The organism is Winogradskyella sp. A3E31, assembly GCF_046720935.1.
GTDB lineage: Bacteria > Bacteroidota > Bacteroidia > Flavobacteriales > Flavobacteriaceae > Winogradskyella.
The window spans coordinates 89,054-110,044 of sequence record NZ_JBHNWH010000001.1; the positions used below are offsets into that span (position 1 = coordinate 89,054).

General features: G+C 35.8%; 17 protein-coding genes. 10 read left to right on the forward strand and 7 right to left on the reverse strand.

Features of this window, described 5'->3' with window-relative positions:
• Nucleotides 1–72 precede the first annotated feature (72 nt).
• Complete coding sequence (locus tag ACFEMA_RS00395; protein WP_411765977.1) at nt 73–3,837, forward strand: lamin tail domain-containing protein; 3,765 nt, start codon at nt 73–75, stop codon at nt 3,835–3,837.
• A gap of 4 nt (nt 3,838–3,841) precedes the next feature.
• On the opposite strand, the gene ACFEMA_RS00400 is transcribed toward ACFEMA_RS00395, so the two are convergent.
• From ACFEMA_RS00400 to gdhA, 4 genes are all read right to left on the reverse strand, one after another.
• Nucleotides 3,842–6,220: a TonB-dependent receptor plug domain-containing protein gene (locus ACFEMA_RS00400; RefSeq protein ID WP_411766409.1), complete on the reverse strand. Its 2,379-nt coding sequence runs from the start codon at nt 6,218–6,220 to the stop codon at nt 3,842–3,844.
• Nucleotides 6,221–6,299: 79 nt separating this feature from the next.
• Complete coding sequence (gene recO, locus ACFEMA_RS00405) at nt 6,300–7,022, reverse strand: DNA repair protein RecO (protein ID WP_411765978.1); 723 nt, start codon at nt 7,020–7,022, stop codon at nt 6,300–6,302.
• A 3-nt stretch (nt 7,023–7,025) separates the two neighbouring features.
• Nucleotides 7,026–9,407 (reverse strand): two-component regulator propeller domain-containing protein, encoded by a 2,382-nt coding sequence (locus tag ACFEMA_RS00410; RefSeq protein WP_411765979.1) that lies wholly within the window; start codon nt 9,405–9,407, stop codon nt 7,026–7,028.
• A gap of 121 nt (nt 9,408–9,528) precedes the next feature.
• The gene (gdhA, locus tag ACFEMA_RS00415) at nt 9,529–10,872 is read right to left on the reverse strand and encodes an NADP-specific glutamate dehydrogenase (protein ID WP_411765980.1); all 1,344 of its coding nucleotides are present in this window, start codon (nt 10,870–10,872) and stop codon (nt 9,529–9,531) included.
• Between the two features lie 220 nt (nt 10,873–11,092).
• On the opposite strand from gdhA, the gene ACFEMA_RS00420 reads away from it, so the two are divergent.
• Nucleotides 11,093–11,899 carry a THC0290_0291 family protein gene (locus tag ACFEMA_RS00420; RefSeq protein WP_411765981.1) on the forward strand — a complete coding sequence of 269 codons (807 nt, stop codon included), beginning with the start codon at nt 11,093–11,095 and terminating at the stop codon, nt 11,897–11,899.
• Between the two features lie 66 nt (nt 11,900–11,965).
• Here the strand turns inward: ACFEMA_RS00420 and ACFEMA_RS00425 are convergent, their stop codons facing one another.
• Nucleotides 11,966–13,105 (reverse strand): cystathionine gamma-synthase, encoded by a 1,140-nt coding sequence (locus ACFEMA_RS00425; RefSeq protein ID WP_411765982.1) that lies wholly within the window; start codon nt 13,103–13,105, stop codon nt 11,966–11,968.
• A gap of 161 nt (nt 13,106–13,266) precedes the next feature.
• Here ACFEMA_RS00425 and ACFEMA_RS00430 point away from each other — a divergent pair, with 161 nt between their 5' ends.
• Nucleotides 13,267–13,977 (forward strand): DUF3298 domain-containing protein, encoded by a 711-nt coding sequence (locus ACFEMA_RS00430; RefSeq protein ID WP_411765983.1) that lies wholly within the window; start codon nt 13,267–13,269, stop codon nt 13,975–13,977.
• On the opposite strand, the gene ACFEMA_RS00435 is transcribed toward ACFEMA_RS00430, so the two are convergent.
• The gene (locus ACFEMA_RS00435) at nt 13,974–15,227 is read right to left on the reverse strand and encodes a cation:proton antiporter (protein WP_411765984.1); all 1,254 of its coding nucleotides are present in this window, start codon (nt 15,225–15,227) and stop codon (nt 13,974–13,976) included. The genes ACFEMA_RS00430 and ACFEMA_RS00435 overlap by 4 nt on opposite strands.
• A 103-nt stretch (nt 15,228–15,330) precedes the next feature.
• Here ACFEMA_RS00435 and ACFEMA_RS00440 point away from each other — a divergent pair, with 103 nt between their 5' ends.
• Genes ACFEMA_RS00440 through ACFEMA_RS00450 form a run of 3 tightly spaced genes read left to right on the forward strand, consistent with a single transcriptional unit; the run spans nt 15,331 to nt 17,703 of the window.
• Entirely contained in the window at nt 15,331–15,687 is a 357-nt protein-coding gene (locus ACFEMA_RS00440; protein WP_411765985.1) for an arsenate reductase family protein, read from the forward strand.
• Nucleotides 15,677–16,573: a DMT family transporter gene (locus ACFEMA_RS00445; RefSeq protein WP_411765986.1), complete on the forward strand. Its 897-nt coding sequence runs from the start codon at nt 15,677–15,679 to the stop codon at nt 16,571–16,573. Before ACFEMA_RS00440 ends, ACFEMA_RS00445 begins: the two co-directional genes overlap by 11 nt.
• The gene (locus tag ACFEMA_RS00450; protein ID WP_411765987.1) at nt 16,570–17,703 is read left to right on the forward strand and encodes a hypothetical protein; all 1,134 of its coding nucleotides are present in this window, start codon (nt 16,570–16,572) and stop codon (nt 17,701–17,703) included. Before ACFEMA_RS00445 ends, ACFEMA_RS00450 begins: the two co-directional genes overlap by 4 nt.
• Here the strand turns inward: ACFEMA_RS00450 and ACFEMA_RS00455 are convergent.
• Nucleotides 17,696–18,187 (reverse strand): acyl-CoA thioesterase, encoded by a 492-nt coding sequence (locus ACFEMA_RS00455; RefSeq protein ID WP_411765988.1) that lies wholly within the window; start codon nt 18,185–18,187, stop codon nt 17,696–17,698. The genes ACFEMA_RS00450 and ACFEMA_RS00455 overlap by 8 nt on opposite strands.
• Before the next feature lie 132 nt (nt 18,188–18,319).
• Here ACFEMA_RS00455 and ACFEMA_RS00460 point away from each other — a divergent pair, with 132 nt between their 5' ends.
• From ACFEMA_RS00460 to nadD, 4 genes are all read left to right on the forward strand, one after another.
• Nucleotides 18,320–19,177: a YicC/YloC family endoribonuclease gene (locus ACFEMA_RS00460; protein ID WP_411765989.1), complete on the forward strand. Its 858-nt coding sequence runs from the start codon at nt 18,320–18,322 to the stop codon at nt 19,175–19,177.
• Between the two features lie 147 nt (nt 19,178–19,324).
• Nucleotides 19,325–19,729, forward strand: a complete 405-nt coding sequence (locus ACFEMA_RS00465; protein ID WP_411765990.1) for a hypothetical protein — start codon at nt 19,325–19,327, stop codon at nt 19,727–19,729.
• 13 nt (nt 19,730–19,742) lie between these two features.
• Nucleotides 19,743–20,333, forward strand: coding sequence for a guanylate kinase (gene gmk, locus ACFEMA_RS00470; protein ID WP_411765991.1), 591 nt, complete (start codon nt 19,743–19,745; stop codon nt 20,331–20,333).
• Nucleotides 20,334–20,399: 66 nt separating this feature from the next.
• Nucleotides 20,400–20,978 carry a nicotinate (nicotinamide) nucleotide adenylyltransferase gene (gene nadD, locus ACFEMA_RS00475; protein ID WP_411765992.1) on the forward strand — a complete coding sequence of 193 codons (579 nt, stop codon included), beginning with the start codon at nt 20,400–20,402 and terminating at the stop codon, nt 20,976–20,978.
• Nucleotides 20,979–20,991 lie beyond the last annotated feature (13 nt).

Here is a 20,991-nt window from a genome sequence, read left to right on the forward strand (position 1 = left end):
TTATAAGCAAGAAATATGTATTTTATTTATATTTAGCGCTTTATAATTAATAGCTACATCTTTTTTAACCCTATGAACAAAGCATTTTCCCTCACTGCGCTTTTCTTTTTATGTGCTTTTTATTTTGGATTTGGGCAGATAACCGAAGGGTTCGAAACTGGATTACCACCTAACGGTGGTGGTTACGTTGCAACTACGACATTTAATTTATCCTCTGGTACTTGGACAGGATCTGCAAATCAGATACTTGAGAACAACAACTTAGCAAATGTAAATACTGGCTTTAGTTCTTTACAACTTAGAAGTCAAACAGGGTCCCAGCTTACTTCACCAAATATAGTCACTGGAGGCCTAGGGGAGGTCACATTCTATGCTAAATCAAGCACTGGTTCTGGTTCTGTACAGGTTAATTATAGGATAAATGGAGGGGCTTGGACAGCGGCAACAGGATCCCCTTTTGGGCTAAGTAATACTATGACTCAATATGTAGCAACAATTAATTCAGCGTCAAACAACATTGAATTTCAATTTAGAAGAACTCAAAGTACTGTTTACATTGACGATGTCACTACAACCACACACAGCGATCCTCCTGCTCCAGAAATTGATATAGAAAGGAACACTAATGCATCTATTACCAATGGTAATGCAGCCAATACAGGTAATAATACCATTTTTGCTTCAACGACTATCGGAAACTCTTCAACTGCAAAAACATATTATATTCATAACGAAGGCAATGTCAATCTTGTTGTAAGTAGTCTCACCTCTAGTAATCCATCAGAATTTCCACTAATAACAAATCCTGCTCCAATCACTTTACTTCCAAATGAAATTGTAGCATTTGAAATTCAATTTTCACCTAGTTCATCAATAAACCCAAGATCATCAACAATTACAATAGTTAGTAACGATGGAGATGAAAACCCCTACACATTTGGAGTGGAAGGTACTGGTGTTTGCTCAGCTGGAACTTTATCATTAAGCCCATCATCAGGTCCAGAGAATACTATAGTCAGAGTTACTGGAAATAACTTTGGAGGCTCAACTACTGCCAATTTTAATGGATTAGATGCAACATCGAGCATCCTAGTCATGAGCTCAACTGAATTAGAAGTTACAGTTCCTACTGGTGCCGATACAGGTGGGCTAGTGATTATTAATGATATAGGATGCTCTGCAACAGACACCTTTACGGTTCTCAACAATACTATTACTTCTTGTGAAGGAACGAGCGGAATTACACCGACGGATGTTTTTATAAGTGAAGTTACAGATAAAGGATCAGGTTCTCACTCCTATGTAGAATTGTTTAATGGTACAGGTGGTAATATTAACTTAAACAACTATGAACTACGTATTCATAATAATGGAGCAATAAGTGCTACTTCAACTATTGTACTATCAGGAAATTTAGCTGACAATGGCATATATGTAATTGCTTTTGGGGGAACAAATGCTAATGACCCTGAGGGTGGTTATACTGCAGATATTTTTAGTGGAATAGGAGGAATAAATGAAGACGATAATATTCGCCTTTATGATACATCAGGAATGTCTGAAGTTTGGGTAGACCTTTGGGGTGATACTTCTGGTAATGCTTTTACAATTGCCAGCAAAGATTATACCTACCGACGAAAAAATACTGGTATTACCGTCCCAAGCACTACATGGAATGTTAATGATTGGACATCCCAAACCCCAGTTAACTATATGGATATTGGTCTATTTGACTTCTCCTCTGGATTGCCACCAACTATAAATAGTATTACTGACTCATATACCACATGCGAAGATGTAACATTAACCGTAAGTGCTAGTGAAGGATTTTCTGGAGGTAATGGACTAGCGTATCAATGGTACTATTTTGATTCTAATGACCCCACTTTACCAGAGTGGAAACCCATTTCGGATGATGCTACATTCTCTAACAGTACAACAAATGTGTTGACTATAACTAATGCCAATGCATTATCTGACCATCAGTTTTATTGTGAAGTTAGAGAGGACGATGCAACTTGTTATTCAGCTTCTGATGCTATTAAGTTTAATATTGCTGATGTTACATGGAATGGTAATTGGATATGGTCTGATGGCATTACTCCAAACGGAACGCTTCCAACTGCCGCTAATGTTGTTACAATGACTGCTACCTACAATACCAGTACACATGGAGGAAGTTTTAGTGCCTGTAGTCTTATTGTAAATAATGGCACTCTGTTTATTGATAATGGACACTATGTTGAAGTCATAAATAATGTCGACATCAATAATTCAGCAAATATTACAGTTGAAACTAAAGGCAGTTTCGTTCAGAGAGGTGTTGGGTCTGATGCTGGCTATTTCTCAAATAATGGTGCAGGAGATACAGATGTTATTAAAACAACAGCTGAACTCAATAACTCCTATGACTACACCTATTGGAGTTCTCCGATTACTAATGCAACAACGGATGGGGCTTTATTTTTTTCAAATCCTAATCGTCGATTTTGGTTTAATGCTGGTAACTTTGTTGACGCTAATGCAGATGGCGTTGATGACGATGCCAATGCTTGGACTTTAGCAACAGGTAGTTATTCTATGACACCTGGTCAAGGATTTGCTGCTACACACGGATCTTTTCCAATGGGCTTTGGTGTTGGATATGACTATACATTTAGAGGTAATTATAACACAGGTGACATAACATATCCAGTAGTTTACAATACACTAAACGACCTAAGTCTCCACTGGAATTTGCTTGGCAACCCATATCCATCGGCTTTAGACGCTGATCAATTTTTTACAGAAAACGGTGCTGAAATTTACGAGGCTATATATATGTGGTCTCATGTAAGACAACCTGATGGAGCTAACCCAGGAAACGAAGTGCTTAACTTTAACCAAAATGATTATGTGACCATAAACTTAATAGGCGAAGCTGGAAATGGTGCTGACACAAATGATGATAATATGATTGATGGAGATGATATTCCTGAACGTAAAATTCCGTCTGGACAAGGGTTTTTTATCCCTTCAAGAATTAATGGTAATGTTACATTCACCAATGCTATGCGGGTAAGTGGAAATGATGAAAACACTCAATTCTTTAGATTTAATAGTAATAGCACAAATGAAAACTCAACAAAAGAAACCCTTTGGCTTAACTTAAGCTCAGACATTGGTATTTACAGTCAAATTTGTGTGGCTTATGCCGATATTGCGACTGATGGTTATGATGGAAATGCTATTGACACCAAACGCAACTACGCTGGTAATGCCGGGATGATATATTCTATGATGGAAGAAGATCCTTATTCCAACTATGTGATACAAGGAAAAGCATTGAGTAGTTTAAATGAGGATGAAGTGATTCCTGTCGGTTTTGGTGCCTATATCAATTCTTCTGCTGTATATACTTTATATGTCATTAAAACTGAAGGAGGATTCTTAAATAACAACCCTATTTATATTAAGGATAGTTATTTAAATGTTATTCATGATTTAAGTGAGTCTTCATACCAGTTTACATCAGAAGGGGGGACATTTAACGATAGGTTTTCTATAGTCTTTAAAAATGAAAATACACTAAGTGAAGACGAATTAGCACTTAAAGAAAACGGATTAAGTATTGTTGAACTTCAAAATGGCAATGTTCAATTCGCATTAAAAAACTCAAGTTTAACGATTTCCAAAGTGAATATTATTGATTTACAGGGAAGATTAGTTTATACATTGAGTGGCGACTCTTCACGAGAAGTTTACGGCCTCAATAATCTAAGTACAGCTGCGTATATTGCTAAAGTTGAATTATCCAACGGGTTAGTAATTACAAAGAAAGCCATTAAAAAACTATAACCTTTTAAAGCATATATTTTACAGAAACTATTAGGTTTCGGCCTGCAGCTGTAATACCGGAAGAATAAGGTCGGTAACGCTGATCTGTAATATTTTCTAAACTCGTGGTTAGTTGTATATGTTTAGAAATATCATATTGAGCTCTAAGGTTTAAAGTGTACCAAGAAGGAGAATAAGGATTTCCGTTTTCATCTGACGCATAAATATAACCCTTACTGGTTTCGGATGGTGCTAATTGATTAAATGACAGTTCGTTGTTATAAACGGCAAAAGCATCTAAAGTCAATTTTTCATTTTTGTATAAAAAATGTGTGTTCCCAAAATAAGGAGCGACGTGCCTAACGGGCACTTCTACTCCATTCTCATCTTCCTCAGATCCTCCAATAATGTTGTATTGCGATGTTAACTGAAAGGCTTCTGAAAAATTAACCTCAGCACCAACTTCAAACCCATAAATCCAAGCTTTTGAGGCATTCTGTATTGCTTGTACATTACTCAATTCGCCATTGTATTCAATTTGTGATTCCCCGTTCAATGTAAAATCGCGACGTGTCAATGCATTATCTAAAAATGTATAATAAGTTGCCATATCCAACTTCACCTTATCATCAAAATTAAGTCGCAGACCCAACTCACCACCATAAGCATATTCTGCTTTTAAATTATTGTTGGGGACAACAACTGAACCCGGTTCGGAGTCGAAGACCTTCCCTATATCATCAATATTTGGTGCCCTAAAGGCTGTTGAAGCATTTAATCTCCATTGTATTAAGTCGCTCGGAATATAAGTGAATCCTGCAGTACCCGTTAAAGCCCCAGTATTAAGATCTGCATTGTCGAATGGGAGATTTAAAAATTCATTGTTTTCAGAAAAATCAGCATTAATCAACACTTGATTGTAACGTAATCCTGTCTGAAAAATAAACTTCTCATTTGGCTTAAATTTTAAGCTACTATACGCAGCGAAGGACTGCCAGGTAGAACCATCAGGGTACCTTGAGAGTGCATCGCTAGCAGTATTAGATTCTATGTTTTCTTCGCTCCCTTCAGAATTTATGGAGTTAAATAAATACTCTGCCCCATAAAAAAAAGAGCTTCTTCGGCTTATCTTCTTTTCCATATCCAGATTAAAAGAAATGGCATCGACGTTTTCTTCTGTTCTATTTCTAATAGGTGAATCAAAGTCCCTATCGTAACGACTTTCCTTAAAATTCTGGTATGCCAAATTTGCCTGAATTTTATCATACAAATTAGAACTGCTGCTTAGTTTTGTCACTGTAAAATTGCTCATAAACCAACTTTGTGGCCCGTAATTCCATTCTGCTGAGCGCAAGCCATCATCTCTTGGGCGAATTAAACGATCGTACCTTGAGTAATCTGAAGTCGTAGAGTAGTACAGTCCTAAATCAAAATTGAGATTATCTGCAGGTTCAAAACGCACTTTTTGCATGGCATTTATTTGGTCGTAACCTGTGGGAGTCTGTATCTCTGGATCTGGATTATTGACCAACATATCTTCACCGTTCGACGTAACCACATATTGTGATCTTAAGTACTCGTCTGGCCCATGACTCCCCATGCGTAAGTCATTAAAATTTGTATAACTAACACTGGTTAAGAACGCCCATTTTTTGTAGCCTAAATTAAAGTCGAGATGACCTGTACTTTCATCATTGGCTGAAGCATACCGGAGAACCGCTTCGGCATTAAAGAACAAATCATTCTTATAGGATAATTGTGGTTTTTTAGTATAAAAACTCATCACCCCTCCAATGGCATCGCTACCATAAACTACAGAACCTGCACCTAAAGTGACCTCCGTGTTCTGAATACTAAACGGGTCTATTGAAATTACATTCTGAAGATTACCTCCTCTAAAAATGGCATTGTTCATTCTAACACCGTCAACAGTAATCAATAAACGGTTGGTAGAAAACCCCCTAATAATTGGACTCCCCCCACCGAGTTGACTTTTTTGGACAAAGATATTACCAGTACCTTCCAAGAGATCTGCACTTGTCTGAGGGTTTGTAAATGCAATATCTTCAGAACTTAAACTTACTATGGTTTGAGGGATGTCTCTTTTGTTTTGTTCAAATTTTGATGCTGAAACGACCACTTGATTTAGTCCTTCTACGTTTAGAGTTAGATAGACCAAATTATTATTCGCTAAAATTTCAGCTTTTGTGAATTCTGCCTTTTGATACAAAAAGTTTTGAAAGTAAATTATCTCGCTATCGAGGAATTGATCGATAGAAACCTCTCCATTGATATCAGTAATTACTGATTTTGTCTTTTTTAAATTGTACAAAACTACGCCAACAACAGGCTCATCAGAGCCAACTTCTTTTACCGCTATAACCTGCGACAATGACTGTTGCATGCCTAAGCATAATAAAACAATAAAAAGTGAAAATTTAATAGTTTTCAAGGATAAAAGTTTCTGATTATTAGTTTGGCACTTAATGAAAGACGTCATTAAGAATTTTAAGGGATTTCAGTTTTTTAAAATTGCCCAAATGTAATTCAAAATAGTATAATAACATATTCAAAAAGTCTTGGCGTTCTGTTGATGCCAGTTTAACCTCATTAATGGCATCAAAATTTATGCCTAAAAAGGTTTTTAAAAGGGTTAAATTTTTACCCGAAATAGAATAAATGTCTGAAGATGTTGCCTCAAAATAGCCTTTTAACAAGTTAAAATAGTTTGAATTTTTAGATGGCTTCTCTGGCTGAAACCCAAGATAGCGGGTCAGTTTTAAAAGGAATAGTAAATGAAAATTTGAAAAGTTAGATTCGTCATCAAGGTACTTAAATGCATGTTCTATAAATTCATACAGTTCTAAATTCCGTTCCTCTTCTTTTAAAGCTGAGTTTAAAACTTCAGATAAAAACAAAACTATTGCACTTTTGTAAACATTTGTATGTAGCGTTTTGTAGATATAACCAGCTTTTACTTCTTTAAAATATTGAAGTGACTGACCTTCTCTAAAGTTCTCAATGATTTGTATTTGAGACAAAGGCTGAAAATAAATGGATTTAGAAGCTCTTGATTTTGTGTTTTTTAACCCTCCTTTTACGAGATAACTAACAGTGCCCCTGTGTAAGGTGTAACACCTCACAATAAGGTCATAATCTTTATACTTTAGTTTGGAAAGTACAATGGCATGAGAGTCTATCAGCATTTGTTATCTGATTATTAATAGCTTTAGCACCTTGGTTTCAAAAGAATCCAAGTCTGAAATTAAAACAAGATAGACTCCTGAAGCTACGATATTGTTGCCCATATTTTTACCATTCCAGATTCCTGTGCCACCATCAATAGCAAAGTTATAGCCTAAGTTAGAGTTTCTTTGATTGACTCTAGACTGTGCTTCTGCAACTAAGTTACCTTCAATATCTGTAATTTTTATATTGACATTTTCAGTAAGACCAACTATTTTAACGCCTTTAGTAATATCATTGAGGTTATCAAATCCAAGAATGTTATAATCAGGGCGAACTGGGTTGGGATACACATACGCATCTGCTAACTCTTCTTGCGGTTGAGATCCTCCTGCTCTAAATGACACCAAACCATTTGGCGTGGCAAAATATACAGTACCATTACTTTCGTCTATAGTGATATCATTAATAGCGTTACTGGGTAAAGGAGAATTATCCTTGGTAAAATGATAAATGGTATTTTGGCCATTAGGCGTAACATAAAACACACCTGAATCTCCTGTCCCTAACCATTTGTTATTTGATCCATCTATTTTAATATCGGTCACGAACTGACCCTCTAAAAGTTCTCTTGGAATGCCGTCTTCAAGAAAAATAATTTGCTCAACACTAGGGTCTGGGTCATCAAAAAAGTTCCCTGTATTAAACAGCACCCTAAGGCCAAAGTCTGTTCCTATCCAAAGCTGGTTAGATCTATCCAAGGCCAATGCCCTAACTGACCTAGAAGGAAAGCCTTGTTCTCTCGATCTGATACTCCGTAGTGGGTTTTGCAGATTCTCGTTGTAAGCAATAAGACCAGAATCGTATGCCGCCACAAACTTTGTGTTATTATTATCAATAACCAATTCAGGAAAACCAAGTTCATCAACTAAGGCATCTTCAATTAAATCTTCGAAGCTAAAAGTCTGCCATTGGCCGGAGGCTGGATCGTAGGATTTTAAAGCTTCATCGACTCTACTCGTAATGCTCCATAATTTCCCTTCTCTGTCAAAAATAGTACCGCCTACTCTAATACTTACAAAGTCTGGGTTACCGGGTAAAATCAAGGACTGAAGCGGACTATTGGTATTGTTAAATAATTTTATAGCCTCAATATCATTAAACTCCAATAGGCCATCGTGATATGAACTTATAAAGGTTTGATTGGGGTCTGAAGGGTTTACAGTAATATCAGCCAAACACCTTGCTGTTAAAAGGCTATCGAATGGTATATTTCTCCATCCTTCATCATCGAGTCGGCTTATCCCTCTGCTGTTTAATGGAAATGGATTATAAAACTGATCATATTCCCCAAAAGTCACCCATACTTTTGAATTGAAAGCATTTAATTTAAATCCATCATTAAGTAAAGGTCCGTCGGGTAATATCTCTTGAAATTCAACAGGGTTAGTTATTGAGGTTTTAAGAACTCCGTAATCTTTTGTTCCAATGTACAAATCATCTTTATCGGTAATGCTTGCGGTAAACTGGGTTGGATAATCTTCAAGTGGGCTAACTTGAACTTGAAGTGCTAAATCTGAATTATAAATATAGACATTACTGGTTGTTGTGTATGCTAAATTATTATCCGAAACTTCTGTGTTTACAGGGAGACTACTAAAATTTAGTTGAGTAACAAGCACGTCATTGACAACTTCTAATAAATCACGGTTAGCTCTAAGCGCATACAGCCTCCCTTCGGACTGTTCAATTGATAAAAAATCCCCAGTTGCTATCGTTTGCCATTCTTGAAAATCGACAAGATTTGTACTATTAACATCTGCTTTTTTTAATCCATTATTCATAGTACATGCTGCGTAAATCGCATTATTAAAAACAGTTGTCTTTTCTACAGGAATTTGACTTCCTCCTGAGCCAATAAAGTAAGTGTCCCCAAACTCAATTCTTTGCAAGTCATAAACCGATATTCCAAAATCAGTTGCTATATATACTAGACCTTCATGTTCATTAAAGTCATTGATTGCTTTCAAAGCAGGGTCTATTGTGACTTTATCTAATATATCGACCACAGAGAGTATACTGCAATCGTTTTCAAAATATATTTCAACAAGACCAGATGTGTAGCCTATCAACAACAATTGGTATGTTTGGCTATACTCAATGGTGGAAATAAAATCCCCCGAAAGACCTTCTACTGTTGTAATTGTTTCAATGTCCTCTGTAAAAAAATCATAGGAGAAAATGGCATTTTCTGAAGCGGCATACAACTTAGAATCACTTTTGGTAATATCTATAACAGAGTTATAGGAAAAATGCCCTTGCCAAAGCGTTGAAAAATCCTGGCAATCAACTGGCTGTAAAGCAAAAAATAGAATTGTAAAAACAAGAATGACTTTCTTGAGCATACTTTAATTTTTTCAAATATATTTAATACTAACGGTTATTAAAGGCATATCATATATAAAAATGAAAAAGCTCCAATCCTAAACAAGGATTAGAGCTTTATTAATTTTAAAACATAAATTTTTATACAACCCCTTGTGCCAGCATAGCATCTGCAACCTTCACAAAACCTGCAATATTAGCACCCTTTACATAATCAACAAATCCATCCTCTTCAGTACCATATTCCATACAAGATTTGTGTATGTCTGCCATTATATCCTTTAATTTGGTATCCACTTCTTCACGAGTCCATTTATAACGCAATGAGTTCTGTGTCATTTCCAAACCAGAAGTTGCTACACCACCAGCATTAGATGCTTTCCCTGGTGCAAACAAAATCTTTGCACTTATAAATTTATGAACGGCATCCTTTGTAGAAGGCATATTTGCGCCTTCACTGACACACATACAACCATTGGCTAATAAAGTCTCTGCATCATCTCCATTTAATTCGTTTTGAGTAGCACATGGTAAAGCAATATCACATTTAACGCTCCAAGGTGTTTCTCCTTTATGGAATGTTGCATTAGGATACTCTTTCACATATTCACTAATACGTCCTCGCTTATTGTTTTTTAAGTCCATTATGTAAGCTAATTTCTTTGCATCGATGCCATCACTATCATTAACATACCCAGAAGAATCAGATAGGGTAACTACTTTACCACCAAGATGAATTGTTTTTTCTGCTGCATATTGCGCCACATTACCCGATCCGGAAATCACAACGGTTTTACCTTCAAAGCTTTCATCCTTAGTTTTCAGCATACTTTGCGCAAAATACACGGTCCCATAGCCAGTCGCTTCAGGTCTAATCAATGATCCTCCCCAAGTTAAACCTTTACCGGTTAAAACACCTGTAAACTCATTTCTTAGTTTCTTATACATTCCAAACAGGAAGCCTATTTCTCGTCCACCGACACCGATATCACCAGCTGGGACATCTGTTACGTTGCCAATATGGCGAAACAACTCACTCATAAATGCATGACAAAAACGCATAATTTCATTATCGCTCTTTCCTTTTGGATTAAAGTCAGATCCTCCTTTTCCACCACCCATTGGTAGTGTTGTTAAGCTATTTTTAAAGACTTGCTCAAAGGCTAAGAATTTTAAAATGCTCATATTAACAGAAGGGTGGAAACGTAACCCACCTTTGTATGGGCCAATAGCCGAATTCATTTGAATTCGGTAGCCACGATTTACCTGAATCTCTCCATCATCGTCTACCCAACACACCCTAAAAGTAATGGCACGCTCTGGCTCAACCATTCTGAGAAGAATATTTTTACCATAGTAAATATCATTTTTTGCAATGTAAGGTATTACTGTTTCTGCCACTTCTTCAACGGCTTGCATAAATTCTGGCTCATGCCCGTTACGTTCTCTAACTAGGTCTAAAAAAGCTTCTATTGTTTGTTGCATACAAGTATAATTAGTGAATTCTTAATTTATTGCCCCAAAGATACATTATCTCTAAAAACATTAGATTAAAATTTTTATATTCTTATTTATCATTTTAAATATTTAATTTAGCTTTATCTTCCCTTAACATAACAATAATATTGCATTTCATCCGTTTTATTTTGTATTTCGTCGATAATTTATATATTTGTTCGCACATTGCCTTAATCGAAAACAACTCATGAAGCTTGATTTAAAGCGTTTTATAATTCTTTCAATTGCGGTTTTAATCTGGAAATCTGGTTTTTCGCAGTTAGGTTTTTCCCATGAAATTGGTGTTATTGTTGGTCCCGTTCAATTTAGATCTGATTACGGTCAGCGTTTAAATGAAGAAACCAATATTGGTAATACGGGTATTGGCATTGGGTTAATACACTACATCAACTTTTCTTATCGAGCAGATTGTAATTGTTACACGGCTGATACTTATTTTAACGACCATTTTAAATTACGAAGTGAAATATCCTGGAATCAAACCAATTTAGACCATCTCGGAAAATGGGTAGATCCATCTTTTACGAGTGCTAATGCTGATAAATTAAGAGCGCATTCTGGACAGGCCACCAATTTTGATATTGGGATGCAGCTTGAATATTTTCCGTTGAGTATCAGAGCTTTTTCATCTCATAGAGGAGCATGGGCACCTTTTGTAAGTTTAGGAGCACATTATACCACTTCTAATCCTAAGGCACAGACTACTTATGGTGATGGTAATGTATTTAATCCTAACAACTTATACTCTTATTGGACAGACACTTTTCCTGCGGATCCATATCCGATTGATTTGGATGAAATCAATGCCTGGTCTGTAGTCTCAAGTGTGGGAGTTCGTTATAAACTGACTATTCTATCAGATTTAATGCTAGACCTTAGATTTCAATACTACTTTAGTGACTGGATTGATGGCTTTAACCATAAGTTACCGTCTAACAAGTTTAATGACGTATTAGTCTGGTTGAATTTTGGGTATATCTATTATCTCGATTAAAACATATTTACATAATACAAAAAAGACCGAATAAAAATTCGGTCTTTTTTGTTTGCTTGGTTATAATCAACCAATCGCTTGTTTTAAATCTTCAATTAAGTCCTCTTCATCTTCAATCCCAACACTTAATCTTATTAGTGCATCTACAACACCTGTTTTCTCGCGTTCTTCTTTAGGGATACTTGCATGCGTCATACTTGCTGGGTGACCAGCTAAGGACTCTACGCCACCTAGTGATTCTGCCAATGTAAAAACTTTCAAGTTTTCGACAATCTTAATCGCTTCGTCATAGTTATTTCCTTTTGTAACGAAAGACACCATTCCACCAAAATCATTCATTTGTGATTTGGCGATATCATGGTTGGGATGATTTTCAAAACCTGGCCAATAGACCTTTTCGATCTTTGGGTGATTGTTTAAATATTCGGCAACGGCTTTTCCATTTTCACAATGACGTTGCATTCTAATGTGCAGTGTTTTTATGCCTCTTAAGGCTAAAAACGAATCCTGAGGTCCACAAACCGCACCACTTGCATTTTGGATATAATACAACCGATCCGCCAAATCTTTATCCTTTACAACCAAAGCACCCATTACCAAATCACTATGTCCTCCTATATATTTTGTTGCTGAATGCATGACGATATCCGCACCCAAATCTAAAGGTTGCTGCAAATATGGTGTTGCAAAGGTATTATCAACTGCAAGTAACACATTGTGCTTTTTCGCAATAGCAGAAGTCGCCTTAACATCAATAACATTCATCATTGGATTGGTTGGTGTCTCCACCCAAATCAATTTTGTATTCTCATTGACATAGTCCTCAATTTTGGATGCATTCTCCATGCCGATAAAATGGAATTTTATGCCAAACTTCTCATAAATCCCAGTAAATAATCGATAGCTTCCGCCGTACAAATCGTTTGTAGAAACCACCTCATCACCCGGTTCTAATAACTTTAAAACGGCATCAATAGCTGCTAATCCAGACCCAAATGCCAATCCGAATTCCCCGTTCTCTATGCTAGCTAAAGAGTTTTCTAAAGCATTACGCGTTGGATTGTGTGTACGGCTATATTCATAACCTTTATGTCCGCCTGGAGTAGATTGAGCATAGGTCGATGTTTGATAAATTGGAGGCATTACAGCGCCGTAAGCTTTATCGTGTTCTTGTCCTCCGTGTATGGTTTTGGTGTTGAATTTCATGTGTGTTTTTCTTAAAAATTAAAGTGCTTTTAGACGGTGGTTATTGCTAAAACTTAACAAAAGTCATCGTCTTTTCTGAAGCGCAACAAATCTAAAGGATAATTCGTTCTATACAAAAGTATGCTATACCTTTATTGTATGTTTAACATAATCCCTACGCCTTGAAAATAAAAAGAATACTCATTTTCATCTGCCTTGCTTTTATAGCCTGTAATAAAGAATTTAAGCCCTACACCACAGAAGTGAAAACTATCGACACGTTCTATAAGGCCAACATTGAGGTCAACTACGATAGTTTTAGCGGAAACAGTAATGCTGAAGTGATTAATTCGGCAATTGAAAAAGCAATGTATAAAGCTATCGATATTTCCACCACAAGCGAAACTTTAGAATCTGGTTTAGAAGCATTCGATAAAGAATATCAAACGTTCATTTCGGACTTCCCTGATACTCATCAAAAGTGGGAACTCATAATAGAAACTGAAGTCGTTTATCAATCTGAAAGCGTTATTACGGTTGCAATAAACACCTATCAAGATAAAGGAGGTGCTCACGGTAATGATACTATCACACTTCTGAACTTTAATCCTGAAACAGGTCACGAGTTAGACCTAGGTGATATTGTAAACAATATGCCCGAATTTAAAAAAGTCGCAGAGCGTCATTTTTACGATAACGTAAAAAACAATTCAAATTCTGAAAATGCTGAGGATTACTTTTTTGGAGAAGGCTTTCAGCTCCCTAATAACATTGGGTTTAGCGAGGAAGGCATTATTTTATTATATAACGTTTATGAAATAGCTTCCTATTCTCAAGGCTATACTGAATTTACAATTCCTTATAAAGAAGCTAATGCCTTTTTGAACATCTAATCAGGTTTATATTTTTTGGTAATGCGTTTTATAATTGGCTCTACCGTCAACCCTTGACCTATGATTGAAACAATAACCACTAAATAGGTAATCACTAAAAAGAGCTCTCGATGCATTTCGGAAGTTAGGCTCAGTGCAAGTGCAATGGATATTCCTCCACGTAAACCGCCCCACGTCATAATCAATGTTGTTTTTGGAACAAAATCCAATCGTTTTGCGAAGAATTTTATCGGCAGCCAGAGAGAGAGGTATCGACAAATCAATAACAACGGAATAGCTAATAAGCCTGCGTAAATAAAATTTCTTTCTAAGCTTAACACTAACATTTCCATGCCTATCATCACAAAAAGAATGGTATTTAACAGAACGTCAATAAGCTCCCAGAATTTGTCCACGTAGAGTTCTGTGGTTTCTGACATCACTGAGTTTCTCACAGTATCATTACCTACAAAAAGTCCAGCAGTAACCATTGCTAAAGGTGCTGACAAGTGAAATTGATGTGCCACCATTGTACCTCCCATAACAGCTGCTAAAGTCAAGATTACTTCGACTTCATAGTTGTCTATGGATTTCATCAATTTATAAGTTATCCAACCCAAAATAAGTCCAAGCCCAATACCGCCAACGACTTCCTGTAGAAAAAGTGTTGCGATTTCTGAAACTTCAATTGCAGCATTTGGCTTTGCCGCAATAGCAAAAATGGTTAAGAATACAACAACACCAACACCATCATTAAATAGAGACTCTCCTACAATTTTAGTCTCTAATTTTTTGGGTGCTCCAGCTTTTTTAAGAATACCTAAAACTGCAATAGGATCAGTAGGGGAAATCAAAGCACCAAACAAAAGGCAATAGATAAAGGCAATTTCTAACCCTAACCAAGACAACACATAATACATAATACCACCTACCAAAAATGTGGAAATTAAAACACCAAAGGTTGCAAAAACCAATATAGGCCATCGCTGAATCCGCAATTGATTAAAATTGGTGTGCAAAGCACCAGCAAATAATAAAAAACTCAACATAATATCGAGCAGAACAGTTTCAAAATCAATACTGGTAATGAATGCCTTTTCCTGTAAAAGTAAAGTATCATCGAACTGAGCAATTACAATAACTACTAGGGTAAACAAAAGCGTTATAATCATTAGTCCGATAGTAATTGGCAGTTTTAAAAATCGAACGTTGATATACCCAAAAATTGCAGATAGAACTACTAAAATGGAAGCAATTGAATAATAATCCATAGTTGTCTTGTATTAAATAATGCTTAGTGCTTTTCAAATGTACGCCATCATAGTTTTTTATTAAAATTAAATGAAGTTACTTTGCAAGACTTTAATCACAATCATGAAAAAAGTTTACTACCTCAGCACTTGCGATACTTGTAATCGTATCCTTAAAGCATTGAATTTGCTAGAAGATTTTACACTTCAAGACATCAAAAATGAGGCAATCACAGAGGCTCAACTTGAAGAAATGCATACACTTTCTGGAAATTATGAAGCATTGTTCAGTAAACGGGCAAGACTTTATAAATCCTTAGGCTTAAAGGATAAGTCACTTTCTGAAGACGATTATAAAAACTACATCTTAGAGCATTACACATTTTTAAAACGCCCCGTTATCCTCATTGAAAATCAAATATTCATCGGCAATTCTAAGAAAACCGTAGAAGCAGCTAAACAAGCTGTATATGAAAAGTAGAAGCTATGCTATTGTTGCACTTTTAATGGTGCAGGTGCTTTACGGTCTTAATTTTACATTCGCTAAAATTGTATTTAACGACAATTTTGTTGGCCCCTTAGCTTTCGTCATATTAAGGGTTGGCGGAGCAACAATTTTATTTTGGTTGGTTAGTCTCTTTTTACCAAAAGAAAAAGTTGACAAAAAGGATTACTTCAAATTTTTTATGGCGGCTGTTTTTGGAGTGGGCATAAATATGATATTGTTTTTAAAGGGATTACAACTGACCACACCAATCCATGCCTCTGCCATAGTTACTATAACACCCGTTATAATTCTTGTTTTATCAGCCATAGTGTTAAAAGAAAAAGTGACAAAGTTAAAAGTCCTGGGCGTTATTTTAGCTTTAGGAGGTGCGCTTGCCCTTACCATTTATGGTAAATCAACCCGAGCAGCAGATAATGTTTTTTTAGGAAACACCTTTATCTTTTTAAACGCTATAGCGTATAGTATCTATATCATTTTAATAAAACAGCTTTCAGCTAAATACCACCCCTTTACTTTTATTAAATGGTTGTTTTTATTTGGATTCTTTTTAGTGCTTCCATTTGGCATTGGTGAGTTAAATGCTGTAGAATGGCAATCTTTTACACCAGCAATTACGTTTGCAGTCCTTTTTGTGGTTGTAGGAGCAACTTTTGGCACTTATCTCTTAAATCCATTAGCATTGACCAGGTTAAAAGCCTCAACCGTTGGAGTGTTTATTTATTTACAACCCGTTATAGCAGGATTTTTTGCTATGTTTATGGGTGTAGACACTATTGATGCTATAAAGATTGTAGCCATGCTATTTATCTTTGTAGGTGTGTACATTGTATCTTATAAGCCTAAACAAAAATCAGTGTGAGCCTAAAGTCCGTTCAATTTTCTAATGTAGATGCTATTCCTTCAGAATATTGGGACGAAATAAATTGTACACAAAACATTTATTATTCACCAGAATTCTTAAAAGCCTTTGAAGTTGGTAATGAAGACATAGAGTTCAACTATATTTTTATACTTAAGAAAAAGGTTCCTGTGGCATTTGCCTATACTCAAATTGTAACTATTGGAGTAAAAACCATTACCAAGAACATTAAAATAGCAACATGGTTAAAACGATTTATCAATGGCATTTTTTGCGATAACAAATTGCGGATCTTATTCTGCGGTAATGTATTTCTCAGTGGTGAATACGGTACTTTTTTAAAAGAAGGAGAGCCAAAAAAATCCACATTCAAGGCTATTGGTAAAGCCATAAAAACCCAAACCAAATGCAGCCGAAAACTGCATGCTGTTTTTGTAAAGGACTTTTTAGATGAATCACTCTACATCACCGAGCAATTAAAGGATTTTGATTTTGCAGCTATGCAAGTAGAACCCAATATGATTATCTATTTAAAACCAGAATGGAAATCTTTTGATGACTACAAAGATGCACTGCGTTCTAAGTATAGGGTTAAGGCAAACAAAGCTGATTCTACAAGCGAACCCTTAACGGTGAAGCGATTTTCCGAAAAAGACATTGCCGTATATAATTCTGACCTTCAAAATTTATATGAAAACACAATTGCCAACGCCGACTTTAATGCCCAGATCCTAGACTTAAACACCTATATTAATTTAAAGGTTAAGTTTCAAGAAGAATTTATTGCCCAAGGTTATTTTTATAACAATGAATTGGTTGGGTTTCTATCAGCAATGAAAAATGGTAATCATCTCGATGCCCATTTTATAGGTCTTGATTATTCTAAAAACAGAGACTTGGCCATCTATCCTCGAATTTTAAATGATTATGTAAGAATCGGTATTGAAACACAATCTAGCAGAATTAACCTAGGAAGAACAGCGTCCGAAATTAAAAGCACACTAGGGGCTAAACCAGAAACTCTGACCTGTTACATAAGACACAAAAACAACCTACTCAACAAATTTTTGATGCCTTTTATAAGTAATGTAAAAATTAAATCTTTTAAACAACATGACGTTTTTAAGTAATACTTCTGTCCGTCAATGACTTTGGTTTTATGCCGTGTTTCCGGGTATCGGCTTTAGTTATTGTTTTAAAATTTTCAGATTTAGGAAACTGTAACGCTAACTTTAAAAGTTTTTCTGGTAGGGCGCTTAGTTTTCTAAAACTTAAATCAATCCATCCCCCTTGCATTTCACAAAACGCTAAATTATCTCCTTTTTGATTGTAAAAGTTGTGGTCAAAACCAAAGAACATGCCGTCTTCACTAAGTCCAGATAACTCAATGGTAACAGTTATCGGCTCACTGATAAAAGATTCCTTAAAATAATACATGTGCTCATAAAACACAACGGGCCCAAGTTTGTGCGATTTTATTTCTGGAAGGCTAAATCCAAATTCAGAAAAGAACGACATCCGAGCATGACTCATAAAATTGGTATATGCCGAATTGGCCAAATGGCCATTGGCATCAATATCGTTCCATCGGATTTCAAACTGTTTTTTGTACATAGACTTGGGTTTTTAATGAAATGCGAAATTAAAAAATGGTTTCTTTTCAAGCGAATTGATAACTAATTATTTACTCTCTTATTAAACGATTCGATTTTGTACCTTTGACCAACTAAAATTGATCTTCATTACATGATACAATCCATGACAGGTTATGGGAAATCGGTAGTTCAACTTCCCGCAAAAAAAATATCCATAGAATTAAAATCCTTAAATAGTAAAAGCCTAGATGTCAATGCTCGGATGCCGTCGATGTACAGAGCTAAGGAACTTGACATAAGAAAGCAGATTGCAAAACACTTGGTTAGAGGTAAAGTGGATTTTTCATTATATGTTGAAATTACTGGTGAAGACACCAGTTCTACAATTAATAATACGGTCGTAAAGGAGTATATTAAACAGTTAAAAGCTGTGGTTGATGGCGACGAAACGGAGCTCTTAAAAATGGCTATTCGTTTGCCGGATGCAGTTACGACAGAACGGGACGATATTGATGAGGATGAATGGAAAACCATCTCTAATGAGATAGATTCAGCCATTGAAAAAATTGTAGCCTATAGAGAAGACGAAGGCAAAATTCTATACCAAGATTTTGTTGAACGTATTGAAAGTATTAGAGGTTTGTTGAATCAGGTGATTGAAATGGACCCTGAACGCATTGATGGAGTTAGAGCTCGTCTAGAAAAAGGTATTGCTGAAATAAAAGAAAAAGTAGATGAAAACAGGTTTGAGCAAGAACTCGTTTATTATATCGAAAAGTTTGATATTACTGAAGAAAAAGTACGCCTAGAAAATCACCTTGATTATTTTTTAAAGACCATAGATTCCAATGGACAAAATGGCAAAAAATTAGGGTTTATCTCTCAAGAAATCGGCCGCGAAATAAACACCATTGGCTCAAAATCTAATTATGCCCCAATGCAAAAATTAGTAGTACAAATGAAAGACGAGCTAGAAAAGATAAAGGAACAAATGTTGAATGTACTATAACAAGTAAGCCGTTTTCAGTCTCAGTTAACAGTAATAAAAACTTAGTGCAATTTTATAACAGATAAGTAAATGACTAACCTCCAAAAATATATCATAGTAATAATTGGGCTATTCTTCATAAATAGCTCTTTAGGTCAAGAAATTAATATGAAACTTAATATTTTTGGCTATAAATTCTCTCAGAATGATGAGCGATTGAGCTGGTCAGAATTGATAGAAGCTACAAAGTCAAATACTGAAGCCAATGTACTTATTAAAAAAGCCAAATCAAATCGTACAGTATATCAGGTTCTAGGTTTTATAGGTGGTGCACTCATCGGAATACCTATTGGCCAAGCTATTAGCAATGAAAATCCCAATTGGACCCTTGCATACATAGGTGGCGGAATCAGTATAGCTAGTATTCCATTTAGTTTTAGTGCGTTTAATAAAGTGAACAAAGGCATAGATAAGTATAATCTCTCTTTGAAATCAGCTTCAGTTTATCAATTTAAGCCAGAGTTTAATTTTGCCATAAATAGTAATGGCGTTGGTCTTACTATGAATTTTTAGAAACATTTAATTAGTGTCACAAATACAAGATAAAAAGAAAGGAAAGCTTATCGTATTCTCCGCCCCATCAGGATCAGGGAAAACGACAATCGTGAGGTACTTGCTACAACAGCCCGAGCTTAATCTAGAGTTCTCAATTTCTGCTACATCTCGAGAAAAGCGCGGTATTGAAGTAGAAGGCAAAGACTACTATTACCTCAGTGCAAAAGAATTTAAGAACAAAATCAAAAACGACGAATTCTTAGAATGGGAAGAAGTCTATAGAGATAATTTTTACGGCACGTTGAAGACCGAGGTAGAGCGTATTTGGGCACTTGGTAAGAATGTGATTTTTGATATTGACGTTTCGGGAGGACTTCGTATTAAGCGTAAATTCCCTGAAGAAACTCTCGCTATTTTTGTAAAGCCACCTAGTATAGATGAACTTAAAATTCGCCTAAAGAAGCGAAAAACAGAAAGTGAAGACAAAATCAATATGCGTGTAGCTAAAGCCTCGGCAGAATTGGCAACCTCACCGCTATTTGATAAAGTCGTTGTCAATAATGAGCTCACTTCTGCCCTAGATGATGCTTATGAATTGGTTTCAGAATTTATTAAAAATTAATAAGATTCCTGCCTTGCGCCACCGCTATAGCTTTAGCGCACGCTGTCGCAGGAGTGACAAACAAAAATGAAAGTAGGTCTTTATTTCGGAACATTTAACCCTATCCACGTTGGCCATTTAACCATTGCCAACCACTTGGCTGAGCATAGTGATATGGATCAGGTTTGGTTTGTAGTGACCCCTTTAAGTCCGTTTAAAAAGAAAAGTAGTCTGTTGGACAATCACCAACGTTTAGAAATGGTGTATCGAGCAACCAAGGATTATGATAAATTACGACCTAGCGATATTGAATTCACTTTACCTGAACCGAATTACACCATTAATACGCTGACATATTTACAAGAGAAATTTTCGGAACATACGTTTTCTCTCATTATGGGAGAGGATAATTTGAAGAGCTTTCATAAGTGGAAAAATTACGAGTTAATTTTAGACAATCACGACATCTATGTGTATCCTAGAATTTCTTCTGGAAACGTTGAGCATCGCTTTAAGGATCATCCTAAAATCCATAAGGTCAAAGCTCCAATAATGGAATTATCTTCCACGTTTATCCGTTCAGAAATAAAGGCTGGAAAAAATATTCGTCCAATGCTTCCAGAACATGTTTGGGAATATGTGGATGAGATGAATTTTTACAAATAACTTTAGTATTTGT